The sequence below is a fragment of the Luteibacter sp. 329MFSha genome (assembly GCF_900111665.1).
Lineage (GTDB): Bacteria > Pseudomonadota > Gammaproteobacteria > Xanthomonadales > Rhodanobacteraceae > Luteibacter.
On sequence record NZ_FOJE01000001.1, the window covers coordinates 663,951 to 681,298 of the forward strand.

Genomic DNA, 17,348 nt, shown 5'->3' on the forward strand with positions numbered 1-17,348 from the left:
GGCGATAGCCGGTCGCGAGGGCGTCCGGTTTTGCTAGAATCGGCTGCTTTAGCCGGCGCCCTCCGCGCCGCACAGCAGGCGAACCGACCATGATCGAGACCAATCCGATCCTTGCGCAGATCGCGGACCTCAAGGGCCGCGTCGAGTCGCTTAGGGGGTATCTTTGACTACGCCGTCAAGAAAGAACGGCTAGAGGAAGTCAATCGCGAGCTCGAGAGCCCCAACGTCTGGGACGATCCGAAGCGCGCGCAGGAGCTGGGCCGCGAACGCGCGCAGCTCGACACCATCGTGACGGGCGTCGAGGAGATGACCTCCTCGCTCGACGACGCGAAGGAACTGCTGGAGATGGCGGCCGCCGATGGCGACGAGGCCACCGTGCAGTCGATCGTCGACGACCTGAACAAGGTCGACGCCCGCGTCGGCAAGCTCGAATTCCAGCGCATGTTCTCCGGTGAGCTCGATTCGGCGGCCGCGTTCGTCGACATCCAGGCCGGCGCCGGCGGTACCGAAGCCCAGGACTGGGCCGAGATCCTGCTGCGCATGTACCTGCGCTGGGCCGAGTCGCGCGGCTGGAAGGCCGAGCTGATGGAAGTCTCCGGCGGCGAAGTCGCGGGCATCAAGTCCGCCACGTTCCGCGTCGAGGGCGATTACGCCTACGGCTGGCTGAAGACCGAGATCGGCGTGCACCGCCTGGTCCGCAAGAGCCCGTTCGACTCCGACAACCGCCGGCACACCAGCTTCACCTCGGTGTTCGTCTCGCCGGAAGTCGACGACAACATCGAGATCGACATCAACCCGGCCGACCTCAAGACGGACGTCTACCGTTCGTCCGGCGCGGGCGGCCAGCACGTGAACAAGACCGAGTCGGCCGTGCGCATCACGCACATCCCGACCAACACGGTCGTCGCGTGCCAGACCGAGCGCAGCCAGCATGCCAACCGCGACCGCGCGATGAAGATGCTGAAGGCGAAGCTGTACGAGCTCGAGCTGCAGAAGCGCAACGCCGAGAAGGACGCGCTGGAAGCGTCGAAGTCCGACATCGGCTGGGGCAGCCAGATCCGCAACTACGTCCTCGACCAGTCGCGCATCAAGGACCTGCGCACGGGCGTGGAACGCTCCGATACCCAGAAGGTGCTCGACGGCGACCTCGACGAGTTCGTCGAAGCCAGCCTGAAGGCCGGCCTCGAAGCCGGCTCCAAGCGCGTCGATGCCTGATCCAACGGCCGGGGCGCGTCGCGCTCCGGTTTCCCAGACAAGAAGCCAGCCTAGCCATGACCGAAAACGCCAACGCCGAAGCCTCCGCCGCTGCCGCCGATGAAAATCGTCTCATTGCCGAGCGCCGCGAGAAACTGAAAGCGCTGCGCGCGCAGGGCATCGCCTATCCGAACGACTTCCGGGTCGACAGCTTCGCGGGCGACCTGCAGGCGGAATTCGCCGACAAGGACACCTGGACCGCCGAGGCCATCGAGGCCGCGCCGCGTCGCGTGGCCGTCGCCGGCCGCATCATCCTGATGCGCGGGCAGGGCAAGGTCAGCTTCGTGCAGATGCAGGACGGCACGGGCCGCATCCAGCTGTTCGTCCACCAGGGCACGCTGGGCGAGGAGGCCTACGACGCGTTCAAGCGCTGGGACCTCGGCGACATCGTCGGCGCCACGGGCGTGCTCATGCGCACGAAGACCGGCGAGCTGTCGGTCAAGGTCGAGGCCATCCGCCTCCTGACTAAGTCGCTCCGCGGCCTGCCGGACAAGCATCATGGTCTGGCGGACGTGGAGCAGCGTTACCGCCAGCGCTACGTCGACCTCATCGTCACCGAGGAATCGCGCCGCACGTTCGCCCTGCGCTCGAAGATCATCAGCCACGTGCGCCGCTGGCTCGAAGCGGAGCCGCGCCGCTTCATGGAAGTCGAGACGCCGATGATGCACGTGATCCCGGGCGGCGCCACCGCGCGCCCGTTCACCACGCATCACAACGCGCTCGACATCCCGCTGTTCCTGCGCGTGGCGCCCGAGCTCTACCTCAAGCGTCTCGTGGTCGGCGGTTTCGACCGCGTCTACGAGATCAACCGCAATTTCCGCAACGAGGGCGTGTCCACGCGGCACAACCCCGAGTTCACGATGCTCGAGCTGTACCAGGCCTACGCCACGTATCACGAGATCATGGACATCACGGAAGGCATGATCCGCTCGGCCGCCACCGATGTCGTGGGCAGCACGCAGATCGAATGGGACGGCGCCACCGTCGACCTTGGCCCGGCGTTCCGCCGCTGGCGGATGGAAGACGCCGTGCTCGAGCTCAACCCCGAGATCAAGGCGTCCGAGCTGCGCGACCGCGAGGCGATGGCCGCGCACGCCGCCCGTCTCGGCATCCACGTCAAGCCCGGCTACGGCTGGGGCAAGCTGCTCCTGGAGATCTTCGAGGCGACGGTCGAGCACACGCTGATCCAGCCGACCTTCATCATCGATCACCCGGTCGAGGTCTCGCCGCTGGCGCGCGAGAACGACACCGACAAGGGCATCACCGACCGCTTCGAGCTGTTCATCAACGGCAAGGAGCTCGCCAACGGCTTCTCCGAGCTCAACGACTCCGAGGACCAGGCCGCGCGCTTCCAGGCGCAGGTGGATGCGAAGGACGCCGGCGACGACGAGGCCATGCATTTCGACGCCGACTACATCCGCGCGCTCGAAGTCGGCCTGCCACCCACGGGCGGCCTTGGCGTCGGCATCGACCGCCTCGTGATGCTCCTCACCGGTTCGTCGTCGATCCGCGACGTGCTCCTCTTCCCGACCATGCGCCCCGAGGTCTGATCCCATGTTCTACGCCATCGTCGCGCTCGATCATCCCGGCACGCTCGCGAAGCGTCTCGAAGCGCGTCCCGCGCACCTGGCGCGCCTCAACGCGCTGAAGGACGAGGGTCGTCTGAAGCTCGCCGGCCCGTTTCCGGCCATCGATTCGCCCACGCCGGGCGAGGCGGGGTTCCAGGGCAGCATGATCGTCGCCGAGTTCGAGAGCCTGGAAGCCGCGAAGACCTGGGCGGACGCCGATCCCTACGTCGCCGCGGGCGTGTACCGGGACGTCGCCGTGCGGCCGTTCCTCGGGGTGCTGCCGTGACGGTCGAGAAGGTCGAGCGCATCCGCCGGCTGCTGACCGCGGCGCTCGCCCCGGTCCAGCTGGACGTGATCGACGAGGGCCACAAGCACGCGGGCCACGCGGGGGAGGGCAAGGGCCACTTCTTCGCGCGCATCGTCAGTCCGGCGTTCGCGGGGAAGAACCCGATCCAGCGCCACCGCATGGTCTATGACGCGCTTGGCGAGATGATGCCCGACGGCATCCACGCGCTGTCCATCGAGGCGAAGGCGCCCGGGGAATAACCGGTGCCGCCGTGGGGCGCACCCGGGCGCGAATGCTCTTCGTCGGCCTCCGGGAGCTGGCGCGTAGGCTCGCCTACCGAGGCGGAATGCCGTCGCGTCCAGGTGCGCTCCTACAATCAATGGGTTAGGCTACTGTCTTCGTGTCATTTCGCGTATTGCACCCGGCGGACCCCTTTGGCAAAGTGACCGATCTGCCAGGGGGAGGCTCCCGAACGGGGCCCACGGCCGCGTCTCAACGGAAACCATCATGCGTCTGACCACGATCAAGCTGGCGGGATTCAAGTCGTTCGTCGACCCCACCACGCTGCATTTGCCCACCAACATGACCGGCGTCGTCGGTCCGAACGGCTGTGGCAAATCGAACATCATCGACGCCATCCGCTGGGTGATGGGTGAATCCGCCGCCAGCCGCCTGCGCGGCGACTCGCTCACCGACGTCATCTTCTCCGGCTCCAGCGCGCGCAAGCCGGTGGGCCAGGCGGCGGTGGAACTGATCTTCGACAACGCGGACGGCACCATCCAGGGCGAATACGCCAGCTTCGCCGAGATCTCGGTCAAGCGCGTCGTCAGCCGCGACGGGCAATCCGCGTATTTCCTCAACGGCGGCCGCTGCCGCCGCCGCGACATCACCGACCTCTTCCTCGGCACCGGCCTCGGTCCGCGTTCCTACTCGATCATCGAGCAGGGCATGATCAGCCAGATCATCGAGGCGGCGCCGGAAGACCTGCGCACGCACCTGGAGGAGGCCGCCGGCATCTCCAAGTACAAGGAGCGCCGCAAGGAAACCGAGAGCCGCATCAAGTCCACGCGCGAGAACCTCGACCGCGTGCGCGACGTGCGCGACGAGGTCGAGAAGCAGCTCGACCACCTGAATCGCCAGGCGCGCGCCGCGGAGCGCTGGAAGGCGTTCAAGGAAGAACATACCCGCCGCGAAGCCGAACTACGCGCGCTCGAGTACCGCTCGCTGCAGCGTCGCCACGAGGGCGAGGGTTCCGGTCTGCGCGAGGCCGAGCTCGAGATCGAGAAGCAACTGGCCGGGCAGCGCCAGGTCGAGGCGCAGCTGGAAACCGTGCGCGAGCGGCATCAGGGCGCGAGCGAACATCTGAACCAGGTGCAGGCCGAGGTCTACAAGGTCGGCGCCGAGATCGCGCGCGTCGAGCAACAGGTGCGGCACAACCGCGACCTCACCGAACGCCTGACCCGCTCCCGCGCCGACGCGGAACGCGAGCTCGAGGAACTGCAGGGGCACATCGACACCGACCGCGAGCAGATCGAGACGCTGCGCCTCGCGCTGGCGGAGGGCGAGCCGAAACTCGAGGCGCTGCAGCAGATCCAGGACGAGACCGGCGACGCGCAGCGCGCGACGGAATCCCGCCTGGCCGACTGGCAGCAGCGTTGGGACACGCATACCCGCGGCGCGTCCGAATCCAGCCGCGCCGCGGAAGTCGAGCGCACCAAGCTGGCCTACCTCGATCGTCAGCTCGTCGATCTCGCCAAACGCCGCGAAGCGCTCGAAGCCGAGCAGCGCGCGACCGACGTCGCGGCGCTCGACGCGGCGTCCGAGCAGCTCGACACCGAACACGAAACGCAGCGCGAGCGCGTGGAGCAGCTGGGCGGCGTGCTCGACCAGCACAAGGTCGCCTACGAGCGGGTGCTCGACGACGAGCGCCAGGTGCAGTCGTCGCTGAACGATGCGCGCCAGCAACTGCAGACCGCACGCGGCCGCCAGGCCTCGCTGGAAGCGTTGCAGACGGCGGCCCTCGGCCAGGACGAATCGGCCGCGAGCGGCTGGCTCGCCCGGCTGGGCCTCGACCGGTCGCGCCGCCTCGGCGAATCGCTGCAGGTGGAAACGGGCTACGAGTCCGCCGTCGAGACCGTGCTCGCCGGCGTGCTCGATGGCGTGCTCGTGGACGCGCCCGAGGCGCTCACCGCCGAATTCGACGCGCTGGGTCAGGCCGACGTCGCGCTGTTCGCCGGCGCGAAGGGCGGCCCGGGGCCCGAGGGTACCCTCGCCGCGCACGTGCGCGGACCGCTGTCCGCGGTGAACCTCCTGTCGAACGTGTTCGTCGCCGACTCGGTCGAGGCGGCCGCCGCGCGCGTCGGCTCGCTCGCCGCGCACCAGTCCGTGATCACCCGTGATGGCGCGTGGATGGGTCCGGGCTGGGCTCGCGTGCTGCGCGCGCAGGGCAACCAGGTCGGCGTGCTCGCCCGCGAACGGGAGATCCGCCAGCTCGCCGAACAGATCGAGACGCTCGAAGCCTCCATCGAGGAGCGCACCGAGCAGCTTGAAACGCTGCGTACGACCAAGTTCGAAACCGAACGCCAGCGCGACGACGCGCAGCGCGAACTTTATGCCGCGCATCGCCGTCTGTCCGAGCTCGCCGGCCAGTTGCAGAGCCACCGCGGCAAGATGGAAACGGCGCGCGCGCGCGCCGAGAAGGTCGGCGGCGAGATTTCGGCCATCGTCGACCAGCTCGACGAACTTGAAGGCCAGGCTCGCGACGCGCGCTCGCGCCTCGACGAGGCGGTCGGCCTGATGGGCGATCGCGAGGACGAACGCCGCGGCCTCGAGAACGAGCGCCGGGAACTGCTCGAAGCACGCGAAGAGGCGCGCATCAACGCGCGCGAAGCCGCCGATCAGGCGCACCAGCTCGCGCTCGGTATGGAATCGAAGCGCGCGGCGCTGACCTCGCTCGAGCAGGCGATGGGACGCCTCGACACGCAGCTGCGCCAGGTCACGGCCCGCCGTGACGAGATCGACCAGCAGCTCGCGGCCGGATCCGATCCGATCGCCGAGCTGGAATCCGAACGCCAGACCTACCTCGACCAGCGCCTGCTGGTGGACAGGCAGCTCGTCGAGGCGCGCCGTGCGCTGGAGGACTGCGACGCCGAGTTCCGCCGCCTGGAGCAGGAGCGCCACCGCATCGAGCAGGTGCTCAACAAGGTGCGCGAGAACGTCTCGGAGAAACGCCTCGCGGCGCAGGCGCTGCAGTTGCGCGCCGACCAGCTCGCGCAGGCGATCCAGGCGTCCGGCCTCGAACTCGAGGCGTTGCTCGCCGAACTGGCGGAGGACGCCGAGCCCGAGCGCTGGCAGCAGCAGCTCGTCGACCTCGCGCAGAAGATCGCCCGCCTCGAGCCCGTGAATCTCGCCGCGATCCAGGAGCACGCCGAGCAGTCGCAGCGCAAGGAGTACCTCGACGCGCAGCTGACCGATCTGGCCGGCGCCCTCGAAACACTGGAAGGCGCGATCAAGAAGATCGATCGCGAGACGCGCCAGCGCTTCAAGGAGACCTTCGACCGCGTCAACGCCGGCGTGCAGGAACTCTTCCCGCGCCTGTTCGGCGGCGGCCACGCCTACCTCGAACTCACGGGCGAAGACCTTCTCGACACCGGCGTCGCCATCATGGCGCGGCCGCCCGGCAAGCGCGTTTCCAACATCACGCTGCTTTCCGGCGGCGAGAAGGCGCTCACGGCCGTGTCGCTCGTGTTCGCGATCTTCGGCCTCAATCCGGCGCCGTTCTGCCTGCTCGACGAGGTGGACGCGCCGCTCGACGAGGCCAACGTCGGCCGCTTCTCGGCGATGGTCCGCGAGATGAGCGAGAAGGTGCAGTTCATCTTCGTGAGCCACAACAAGGCCACCATGGAAGCCGCGCACCAGCTCTGCGGCGTTACCATGCGCGAGCCGGGCGTCTCGCGCCTCGTCCAGGTCGACCTGGCCGAAGCGTCGAAGCTCGCCGGCGTCGCCTGAGCATTACTTTAAGGAACGAAAAAACCATGACCCCCGCCATCGGCCTCGCCTGGAATCCCGCGGTTGGCATCCCGATGCTGTTCGTCGGCATCGTCGTCCTCGTGCTGCTCTGGCTCTTCGGCCAGCCGCGCAAGGAGCAGGGCAGGCGCAAGCCGGTACAGGAGCAGCCGGAGCGCGCGCGTGAGCGCCGCGAGCCGGTCTTCGGCGAAGAGGGCGGGGATGACGACATGGAACCGGTCGCCTCCTTCAGCGCACGCGACGAGGACGCGAACGATCCGCTTTTCGCGCCGCGTCCCGCGCAGGGCGAACTCGACGTCGACCTTCGCGCCGAACTGGAGCGTCTCGGTGCGTCGCTCGCGGGCGAGCAGACGGAGTCCGCCGCCCCCGTGCTGCGCGAGGACCCGGCGCCGCGCGGGGCCCGCGTCGATCCGCGCCTCGACCTGCCGTTCGACGTCGACGACGCCGTGACGCCGGCACCCGCACCGATTCCGGCACCGGCGCCCGCGCCCGCGCCGCCGCCGAAGGCGCCCCCGCGTTCCGACCTTGGTCGCCGGCCGCCCAGCGCGCCCGTCGAGCGCATCGTCAGTCTGTATGTCGTGTCGCGCGAGGGCAGCCGGTTCAACGGTTCCGATCTCGTCGTCGCGGCCGAGAAGGCGGGCCTCGAGTTCGGCGACATGGGTATCTACCATCGTCTGGTCGACGGTCACCCCGAGAAGGGCCCGATCTTCAGCGTCGCCAACCTGGTCAAGCCAGGCAACTTCGACATGGCCCGCATCGCGACCCTGCAGACGCCGGGCCTGTCCTTCTTCATGGCCCTTCCGGGCCCGATCCCCGCGCTGGACGCCTGGGACGCCATGCTCCCCACGGCCCAGCGCCTCGCCGAACTCCTCGACGGCCTCGTGCTCGACGAAGAACGCAACGCGCTGGGTCGCCAGCGCATCGCGCACATCCGCGACGAACTGCGCGGCTGGGACCGCGGTCACGAGGGCGAAGAGATCAAGTTCGGGCAGTAAGCGGGAGGCCATCCGCACGGTTGGCTATGGGCGGGTTGCAGACGCACCCATCGTTCCGTCTGGGACAGCTTGTGCGCGTTCTCGCCCGTCCCAACGCCCCGCCGTGGGCACCGGCGTGCGCCGGTGCGACGGTGAGGAGCTCCCCACGGCTAGGCGACGACACGAGCGACGGCCCCCCGGCTGCTCGTGCTCCATGCGTCGCCTCGTACCTCATTACCCCCTCACCGTCGCACCGGCGCACGCCGGTGCCCACGGCGGGGCGATGACACGAGCGACCGCGCCCCGGCCGCTCACGTTTCTCCCGAAAGACCGCCGCGGATTCACGAACCCGCAACACCCGGATGCGTCACTGTGGAGGCCTTCGCGTGCCCGGGTCATTGGCACGATGCACACATCCGGCCCGGCATGCTTGTGTCCATTGCCCAAGGAACACGAGTCCGATGTCGGCCAGCCCGAGTGCGCCCTTTCGCATCTACTATCTGCATCCGCTGCTCGCGGGGCCCATGACCGCATGGAACGCGTGGATCGATCACGCCGCCTCGCTGGGGTTTCGCCAGCTTCTCGTCGCTCCGCCGTTCGAGGCCTCGCCCTGCGGCGACGTCTTCGTCACGAAGGACTTCGACCGGCTGAACGCGGCGATCGCCGCCGATGGCGACGCCACGACGCGCCTCGCCCAGATCGCGAAGGCCTGCCGCGCGCGGGGACTCGAACTATGGCTCGACCTGCCGCTGGACGAGATCGCGTCGGACGCGACCGTCCGGGCCGAGCACCCGGAGTGGTTCCGCGCGGTGGCGGCGCAGCACGGCACGCCTGACCCGCGCTGGACGCCCAGCGAGAGCGACAGCGCGCGCTGGCGTCTCAACGACCCGGAGGTCGTGGACGAAGCGACCGGCTGGTGGACGGATCGCCTGCGACGCTGGGTCGACGCCGGCGTCTCCGGCTTCCGCCTCATGCATCCGCAGCGCCTGCGTGCCGCCGTGTGGAAGACGCTGATCGATACCGTCAACGGGGGCACGGCTCGCGCCGCCTTTCTCGCCTGGACACCCGGCATCACGCCCGACGAACTCGCCGGTCTGCGTGGCGCGGGCTTCGACGCGGTGGTGTCCTCGGCGGCGTGGTGGGATTTCCGCGCGCCGTGGTTCATCGACGAGGAGGAGCGTCTCGCGACCGTCGCGCCCGCGTTGGCCTGCGTGGAAGAGCCTTTCGCGCCACGGCTGGGCGACGAGCTGGGCGAAGAGAATCAGCTCGATCACGCGTACCGGCGCGCCATCGCGTTCTGCGCGACATCGCCGGCGGGCTGGATGATGCCGATGGGCTTCGAGTTTGCCGTGCACGACGCGCTCGATCCGCGACGCGGTGCACCTGTCACGCCGGGGCAACTCGCCGCGAACGCGGCCGTCGACCTCACCGCATGCGTCAAGACCGCCAACGCGGCGGTCGCCGATCAGGTGGCGACGCTTCCCGCGATCACGCTGCATGCCGGCGTGGCTACCTTCCTCGGTGTCGAGGGCGCGGATCCACGCACGGCGCCGCGGGCGACGTTGACCATGGTAAACGCATCGCTCGACCGCGACGTCGTCGTGACCGCGGCCGACGCGCTGGCCGGGGCCGCGAGCCATTTCGCCCCCTGGACGGCCGCGGACGGCCGCAAGGTGTTCGATCAGGGCGACAGCCTCGTGCTGGAGCCCGGCGCGGTCGTGACGCTGACGGGCACGCCGTCCGCGCCGATCAAGCGCAAGCTCGGCGCGTCGGCGCAGAAGGAGGTGCTGCAGGGTGCCACGTCGGCGCCGCGTGTCATCATCGAAGCCGTGCAGCCCACGGTCGATGGCGGCCGGTTCCCGGCGAAACGCGTCGTCGGCAAGGCGGTTCGTGTCACCGCCGACATCTTCATGGACGGGCACGACGTGCTCGCGGCGCGGCTGCGCTACCGCGCCCAGGACGAGAAAGGCTGGCGCGAGGCGCCGATGGTGCTGGACAACAACGACATCCATGCCGGCAGCTTCACGCCGACGCGCATCGGGCGCTACGAATTCCAGGTCGAGGCATGGCACGACCGCTACGCGACCTGGCACCACGAGGTCGAGGTCAAGCATGCCGCCGGCGTGGACATCGCGCTCGAACTGGAGGAGGGCAGGCTGCTCGTCGAGGCGCGGGCGAAGGACGCCTCGGGTCCGAAGGCCAAGGCGTTGCGCAACCTCGCGGCCGCCGCGGCCAAGACGGAAGGAGCCGAGCGCTTCGCGCTGCTGATGTCCGATGCCGCCGTCGAGTTGATGAGCGTGACGGATCCGCGCGAACGCGCGAGCACGACGCAGGCGTTCGTGATCGAGGTCGACCGTCGCGAGGCCGAGTTCGCCAGCTGGTACGAGCTGTTCCCCCGTTCGATGACCGACGACAAGGCGAAGCACGGCACGTTCCGCAACACGATCGCGCGCCTGCCGGCGATCCGCGACATGGGATTCGACGTGCTGTACTTCCCGCCGATCCATCCGATCGGCAAGGCGTTCCGCAAGGGGCCGAACAACACGCTGACGCCGGGGCCCGACGACCCGGGCAGTCCGTACGCCATCGGCTCGCCGGACGGCGGCCACACGGACATCCATCCGCAGCTCGGCACGCTCGAGGATTTCCGCGCGCTGCGCGACGCGGCGCACGAACACGGCCTCGAGCTGGCGCTCGATTTTGCGATCCAGTGCTCGCCGGATCACCCGTGGCTGAAGGAACATCCCGAGTGGTTCGACTGGCGGCCGGACGGCAGCATCAAGTATGCCGAGAATCCGCCGAAGAAGTACCAGGACATCGTCAACGTCGACTTCTACGCCGACGGCGCGATCCCCTCGCTCTGGCAGGCGCTCTGCGACGCGGTGCTGTTCTGGGCCGCGGAAGGCGTCCGCACGTTCCGCGTCGACAACCCGCATACGAAGCCGTTCCCGTTCTGGGAGTGGATGATCGCCCGGGTCCGCGCGAAGTATCCCGACGCGCTGTTCCTCTCCGAGGCGTTCACGCGGCCGAAGCCGATGTACCGGCTCGCCAAGGTCGGTTTCAGCCAGTCGTACACCTATTTCACGTGGCGCAACTCGAAACAGGAATTCATCGACTACCTCACCGAGCTGACGACCACGCCGCCGACGGATTTCTTCCGGCCCAACTTCTTCGTCAACACGCCCGACATCAATCCGTACTTCCTGCAGACCTCGGGCCGCCCCGGGTTCCTGATCCGCGCCGCGCTGGCGACCACGCTGTCGGGTCTGTGGGGCATGTACTCGGGCTTCGAGATCTGCGAGTCCGCGCCGATGCCGGGCAAGGAGGAGTACCTCGATTCCGAGAAGTACGAAATCCGCGTCCGCGACTTCGACGCCCCGGGCAACATCGTGCCCGAGATCACCCGCCTCAATCGCATCCGCCGCGCCCACCCCGCGTTGCAGACGCACCTCGGCGTGCGCTTCCTGCCCGCGAACAACGACCAGGTGCTGTTCTTCGAAAAGCGCGCGGGCGACGACCTCGTCCTCGTCGCGATCAGCATGGACCCGCACAACGCGCAGGCGGCGGATCTCACGTTGCCGCTGGGCGACTGGGGTATCGCCACCGACGCCGCGCTCGACATCCACGACCTCCTCCACGACCAACCCCTCACCTGGCGCGGCGCCACCCAACACGTATGGCTCGGCCTCGGCCAGCCTTACGCCGTCTGGCACGTCCGCCTTCCCGGAGTCTGATCCATGGCAACACGCGGCAAAGGAAAGAAGAAGGCCGTCGCTCCCGATTTCTCGAGCGATCCGCTCTGGTACAAGGACGCGATCATCTACCAGGTGCACCTGAAGTCGTACTTCGACGCCAACGACGACGGCGTGGGCGACTTCCAGGGCCTCATCGACAAGCTCGACTACATCGCGGAGCTGGGCGTGAACACGCTCTGGCTGCTGCCGTTCTACCCGAGTCCGCGCCGCGACGACGGTTACGACATCGCCGAGTACAAGGCGGTGCATCCCGATTACGGCAAGCTGGCCGACGCCCGCCGCTTCATCGCCGAGGCGCATGCGCGTGGCCTGCGCGTGATCACCGAGCTGGTCATCAACCATACGTCGGACCAGCATCCCTGGTTCCAGCGCGCTCGCCACGCGAAGAAGGGCTCCGCGGCACGCAACTTCTACGTCTGGTCGGACACCGACCAGGCCTACGACGGCACGCGCATCATCTTCCTCGATACCGAGAAGTCCAACTGGACCTGGGACCCGGTCGCGGGTCAGTACTTCTGGCATCGCTTCTTCTCGCACCAGCCCGACCTGAACTTCGACAATCCCGCGGTGCTCAAGGCCGTGATGGACGTGATGCGCTTCTGGCTCGACATGGGTGTCGACGGGCTCCGTCTGGACGCCGTGCCGTACCTCATCGAACGCGAGGGCACGAACAACGAAAACCTTCCCGAGACGCATCAGATCCTCAAGATGATGCGCGCGGAGATCGACCAGCATTACCCCGACCGCATGCTGCTGGCCGAGGCCAACCAGTGGCCGGAGGACACGCAGGATTACTTCGGCGAAGGCGACGAATGCCACATGGCGTTCCATTTCCCGCTGATGCCGCGCATGTACATGGCGATCGCCCGCGAGGACCGTTTTCCGATCACGGACATCATGCGCCAGACCCCGGCGATCCCGGAGAACTGCCAGTGGGCGATCTTCCTGCGCAACCATGACGAGTTGACGCTCGAGATGGTGACGGACAGCGAGCGCGATTACCTGTGGCAGACCTACGCCGCGGATCGCCGCGCGCGCATCAACCTCGGTATCCGCCGTCGACTCGCGCCGCTGCTGGAACGCGATCGCCGCCGCGTGGAACTGATGAACTCGCTGCTGCTGACGATGCCCGGCACGCCGGTGCTGTACTACGGCGACGAGATCGGCATGGGCGACAACATCCACCTCGGCGACCGCGACGGCGTGCGCACGCCGATGCAGTGGTCGGTCGACCGCAACGGCGGGTTTTCGCGCGCCGATCCCGCCAGCCTCGTGCTGCCGCCGATCATGGATCCGCTCTACGGTTACCAGGCGATCAACGTCGAGGCGCAGTCGCGCGATCCGCATTCGCTGCTCAACTGGACGCGCCGCATGCTCGCGGTGCGCAAGCGCTACAAGGCGTTCGGTCGCGGCACGCTGAAATTCCTCTACCCCGGCAACCGCAAGGTGCTCGCCTACCTGCGCGAGTTCGGCGGCGAACACGTGCTGTGCGTGGCGAACATGTCGCGCGCGCTGCAGGCGGTCGAGCTCGACCTGGCGGCGTTCGACGGCAGCGTGCCGATCGACATCGTCGGCGGGTCGTCGTTCCCGCCGATCGGTCAGCTGCCGTACCTGCTCACCGTGCCGCCTTACGGCTTCTACGCGTTCCAGATCTGCCCGAACGCGCAGATGCCCTCGTGGCACGAGGTGCCGGCCGAGCCGATGCCCGATTACGAGACGCTGGTGCTGCGCGGCGCGCTGGTCGAAGGTCCGGTCATGGCGCACCACCGTGGCGTCATCGAGAAACAGGTGCTGCCGGGCTACCTCGCGGTGCGCCGCTGGTTCGCCTCGAAGGACCGTGGCATCGAGGGCGTGAAGATCCTTTACGCGGTGCCCTGGCCCGATCGCGGCGACGACCTCATCCTCACCGAGGTCGAAGCGACGCTCTCCGACGGCGGCACCGAGCGCTACAGCCTGCCGGCGGGCATCGTCTGGGAAGACGAGAACCCGAGCGCGCGTGCACAGCAGCTTGCATTGGCACGCGTGCGCCGCGGCCGCCGTATCGGCCTGCTTACCGATGGTTTCGCCCTCGACGCCTTCGCCAGCGGCCTGCTGGTCGGCCTGCGCAACGGCACGGAGCTGCCGCTGCACGATGGATCGGTGCGTTTCGAGACCACCGATGCGTTCGGCGCGGTCGACTTCGATCCGGCGATCGAGAACCGCTGGTTGGCGGGTGAGCAGTCGAACAGTTCGATGATCCTGCACGACGCGGGCGTCGTGAAGCTGTTCCGGCGTACGTCCGCCGGAGTGAATCCCGAGGTCGAGATGGGCCGGTTCCTCACGGAACATGGCTACGCCAACACGGCGCCGTTGCTGGGCGAGGTCGTGCGGGTCGGCGAGCACGGCGAGCGCACCACGCTCGCGGTGTTGCAGGGCTTCCTGCGCAATCAGGGCGATGCCTGGCGCTGGACGCTGGATTTCCTGCGCCGCAGCTACGACGAGTACGGCCACTCGGCCGACGACGAGCGCAGGGCGGAGATCGAGGCCGGTTACGACGCCTTCGCGGCCGCCGTGGGCACGCGTCTGGCCGAACTCCATGCGCTGCTCGCGAAGCCGTCCGAGCTCCCGGCGTTCTCGCCGGAGAAGGCGGACGCGAAGACCGCCGACGCGTGGCGGGATGCCATCCGCGCCCAGGTCGAGCGCGCGCTGGCGTCGGTCGATGCCACGCACGAGCTGTCGGAAAGCCTCGCCGCCGAAGCGGAGGCGCTGCGCGGCTACGCGGGCGCCCTGGGCGATCGCATCGCCACGCTCGCCCGTGCGGGCGTCGGTGCGCCGACGACGCGCACCCACGGCGACTTCCACCTCGGCCAGATCCTGGTCGTGCAGGACGACGCGTACATCATCGACTTCGAGGGCGAGCCGGCGCGGTCGCTCGAGGAGCGGCGCGCGAAGACGTCGCCGCTGCGCGACGTGGCGGGCTTCCTGCGCTCGCTCGACTACGCGGCGGCGATGGCTCGCCGCGGGGAGGACGGGCTCGCGCCCGTCGAGGACGAAGGGTTCGTCGATTACCTCGCACGCTTCCGCGAGCGCTCGACGCGCGTGTTCCTCGCGGCTTACCGCGACGTGCTCGACGCGGCACCCGTCCGCTGGATCGACCCGGACGCGCTCGCGCCCGTGCTCGAGCTCTTCGTCATCGAGAAGGCGGCCTACGAGGTCGTGTACGAGGCGGCGAATCGCCCGGGCTGGCTGGACGTCCCGCTGCGTGGACTGCTCAGCGTCGCGCGGGGCGATACCGCGAACGAACTGAAGGAGGACACGTGACCGATCCCCGCATTTACGGCCTCGGCGACGGGGCCGCGATCGACGCGCTGGTCGAAGGCCGGCATGGCGACCCGTTCGCGATCCTCGGGCCGCACACGGTGGACGGGCGGAGCGTCGTGCGCAGCCTGCAGCCCGGCGCGACGGCGGTGGAAGCGATCGACGCCTCGGGCGGTGTGCTCGGCGAGCTCGAGCGCGTACACGCCGACGGCCTCTTCGCCGGCTTCGTCGATGGCGACGTGGGCTATCGCCTGCGCGTGCACTGGCCGGCCGCCATCCACGAAACGCACGACCCTTATGCCTTCGGCACGCTGCTCGGCGACGACGACCTGCGGCAGCTTTCCGCTGGCCAGCACATCGAACTGTTCCGCTGCCTTGGCGCCCATCCGGTCACGGTCGACGGGGTGCACGGCGTGCGTTTCGCCGTGTGGGCGCCGAACGCGCAGCGGGTCAGCGTGGTCGGCGACTTCGACAGCTGGGACGGCCGTCGCCATCCGATGCGCAAGCGCGTGCCGGCCGGCGTCTGGGAGCTCTTCATTCCCGGGCTGCTGCCGGGCGCGCGTTACAAGTACGAGATCTGGGGTGCCGACGGATCGCTGACCCAGCGGGCGGATCCCGTCGCGCTCGCCGCCGAGCTGCCACCGGCGACGGCATCCATCGTCGCGGATCCGACAGCCTTCCGCTGGACCGACGACGAGTGGCTGCGCCGGCGCGGCGCGCTGCATCACGCCGGGTCGCCGATCTCCATCTACGAACTGCACGCCGGCTCGTGGCTGCGCGGCAAGGACGGCCAGGACCTGCATTGGGACGAGATCGGGGAACGCCTGATCCCGTACGTCGCCGGGATGGGCTTCACGCATATCGAGTTGCTCCCGATCTCCGAGCATCCCTTCGGCGGCTCGTGGGGTTACCAGCCGCTGGGCCAGTTCGCACCGACGTCGCGCTTCGGGACGCCCGAAGCGTTCGCGCGCTTCGTCGACCGCTGCCACGAGGCGGGCATCGGCGTGATCGTCGACTGGGTACCCGCGCATTTCCCGACGGACATCCATGGCCTCGCGCACTTCGACGGCACGCCGCTCTACGAGCACGCCGACCCGCGCGAAGGCTTCCACCAGGACTGGAACACGCTGATCTTCAACCTCGGCCGCAACGAGGTCTCGGCGTTCCTCGTCGCCAGCGCGCTCGCGTGGCTGGAGCGGTTCCACGTCGACGGCCTGCGTGTCGACGCCGTCGCGTCGATGCTCTACCGCGACTATTCGCGCAAGCATGGCGAGTGGGTGCCGAACATCCACGGCGGCCGCGAGAACCTCGAGTCGATCGCCTTCCTGCGCCGCGTGAACCAGCTCGTCGCCGAGCGGCATCCGGACTGCATGACGATCGCCGAGGAGTCGACCGCGTGGCCGGGCGTGACGCAGCCGGTGGAGCAGGGTGGCCTCGGCTTCACGTTCAAATGGAACATGGGCTGGATGCACGACTCGCTGGAGTACATGTCGCGCGACCCGATCCATCGCCGATACCACCACGGCGAGATGACCTTCAGCATGGTCTACGCGTATTCCGAGAAGTTCGTGCTTCCGCTTTCCCACGACGAGGTCGTCCACGGCAAGCGCTCGTTGCTGGGCCGCATGCCTGGCGACGAGTGGCAGCGCTTCGCCAACCTTCGCGCCTATTACGGATTCATGTGGGCCCATCCGGGCAAGAAGCTGCTGTTCACCGGCGGCGAGATCGCCCAGCCGCACGAGTGGAACCACGATGCGCAGATCGCGTGGGACCTGCTGGACCATCCCGCGCACCTCGGCGTGCAGAAGCTCGTCCGCGATCTGAACGCCGTCTACGCCGCGACGCCGGCCCTGCACGCATGGGACAGCGATCCGCGCGGTTTCCGCTGGGTGATCGGCGACGACGCCGCGCAGAGCGTCTTCGCGTGGCTCCGCTTCGCCGAGGGGGCGCGGCCTGTGCTGGTGGTCAGCAACATGACGCCGACGCCTCGCCACGGCTTCCGTATCGGCGTGCCCGAAGGTGGGCGCTGGCGGGAGGCGATCAACTCGGACGCCGCCGACTACGGCGGGTCCGGCGTCGGCAACGAAGGCGAGCGTCACGCGCAGTCCGTGCCCTCGCATGGCTTCGACCAGTCGCTGGTCGTCAGCCTGCCACCGCTATCCACCGTTCTATTCGTCGCCGACTGACC

General features: G+C 68.6%; 9 protein-coding genes. All 9 read left to right on the top strand.

Annotated elements, in window-relative coordinates; translation table 11 throughout:
• Positions 1-89 precede the first annotated feature (89 nt).
• The 9 genes from prfB to glgB all read left to right on the top strand — a co-directional run bounded on the left by prfB (position 90) and on the right by glgB (position 17,346).
• A protein-coding gene (gene prfB, locus BMW54_RS02960) for a peptide chain release factor 2 (RefSeq protein ID WP_139206020.1) occupies positions 90-1,215 on the top strand; the annotation gives its coding sequence in 2 pieces (ribosomal slippage) (positions 90-164 and positions 166-1,215; 1,125 coding nt in all).
• 56 nt (positions 1,216-1,271) lie between these two features.
• Positions 1,272-2,804 (top strand): lysine--tRNA ligase, encoded by a 1,533-nt coding sequence (gene lysS, locus BMW54_RS02965; RefSeq protein WP_090052866.1) that lies wholly within the window; start codon positions 1,272-1,274, stop codon positions 2,802-2,804.
• Positions 2,805-2,808: 4 nt separating this feature from the next.
• Positions 2,809-3,108, top strand: coding sequence for a YciI family protein (locus BMW54_RS02970; protein WP_090052867.1), 300 nt, complete (start codon positions 2,809-2,811; stop codon positions 3,106-3,108).
• On the top strand, positions 3,105-3,368 hold the full coding sequence (locus tag BMW54_RS02975) for a BolA family protein (RefSeq protein WP_090052869.1): 264 nt from the start codon (positions 3,105-3,107) through the stop codon (positions 3,366-3,368). Before BMW54_RS02970 ends, BMW54_RS02975 begins: the two co-directional genes overlap by 4 nt.
• Positions 3,369-3,615: 247 nt before the next feature.
• The gene (gene smc / locus BMW54_RS02980) at positions 3,616-7,116 is read left to right on the top strand and encodes a chromosome segregation protein SMC (protein ID WP_090052870.1); all 3,501 of its coding nucleotides are present in this window, start codon (positions 3,616-3,618) and stop codon (positions 7,114-7,116) included.
• Between the two features lie 26 nt (positions 7,117-7,142).
• Positions 7,143-8,129: a cell division protein ZipA gene (zipA, locus tag BMW54_RS02985; protein WP_090052872.1), complete on the top strand. Its 987-nt coding sequence runs from the start codon at positions 7,143-7,145 to the stop codon at positions 8,127-8,129.
• 440 nt (positions 8,130-8,569) lie between these two features.
• Complete coding sequence (locus tag BMW54_RS02990) at positions 8,570-11,842, top strand: maltotransferase domain-containing protein (protein WP_090052874.1); 3,273 nt, start codon at positions 8,570-8,572, stop codon at positions 11,840-11,842.
• A gap of 3 nt (positions 11,843-11,845) precedes the next feature.
• Positions 11,846-15,163: a maltose alpha-D-glucosyltransferase gene (gene treS, locus BMW54_RS02995; RefSeq protein WP_090052876.1), complete on the top strand. Its 3,318-nt coding sequence runs from the start codon at positions 11,846-11,848 to the stop codon at positions 15,161-15,163.
• A gap of 11 nt (positions 15,164-15,174) precedes the next feature.
• On the top strand, positions 15,175-17,346 hold the full coding sequence (gene glgB / locus BMW54_RS03000) for a 1,4-alpha-glucan branching protein GlgB (protein WP_090055633.1): 2,172 nt from the start codon (positions 15,175-15,177) through the stop codon (positions 17,344-17,346).
• The last annotated feature ends 2 nt before the right edge of the window (positions 17,347-17,348 follow it).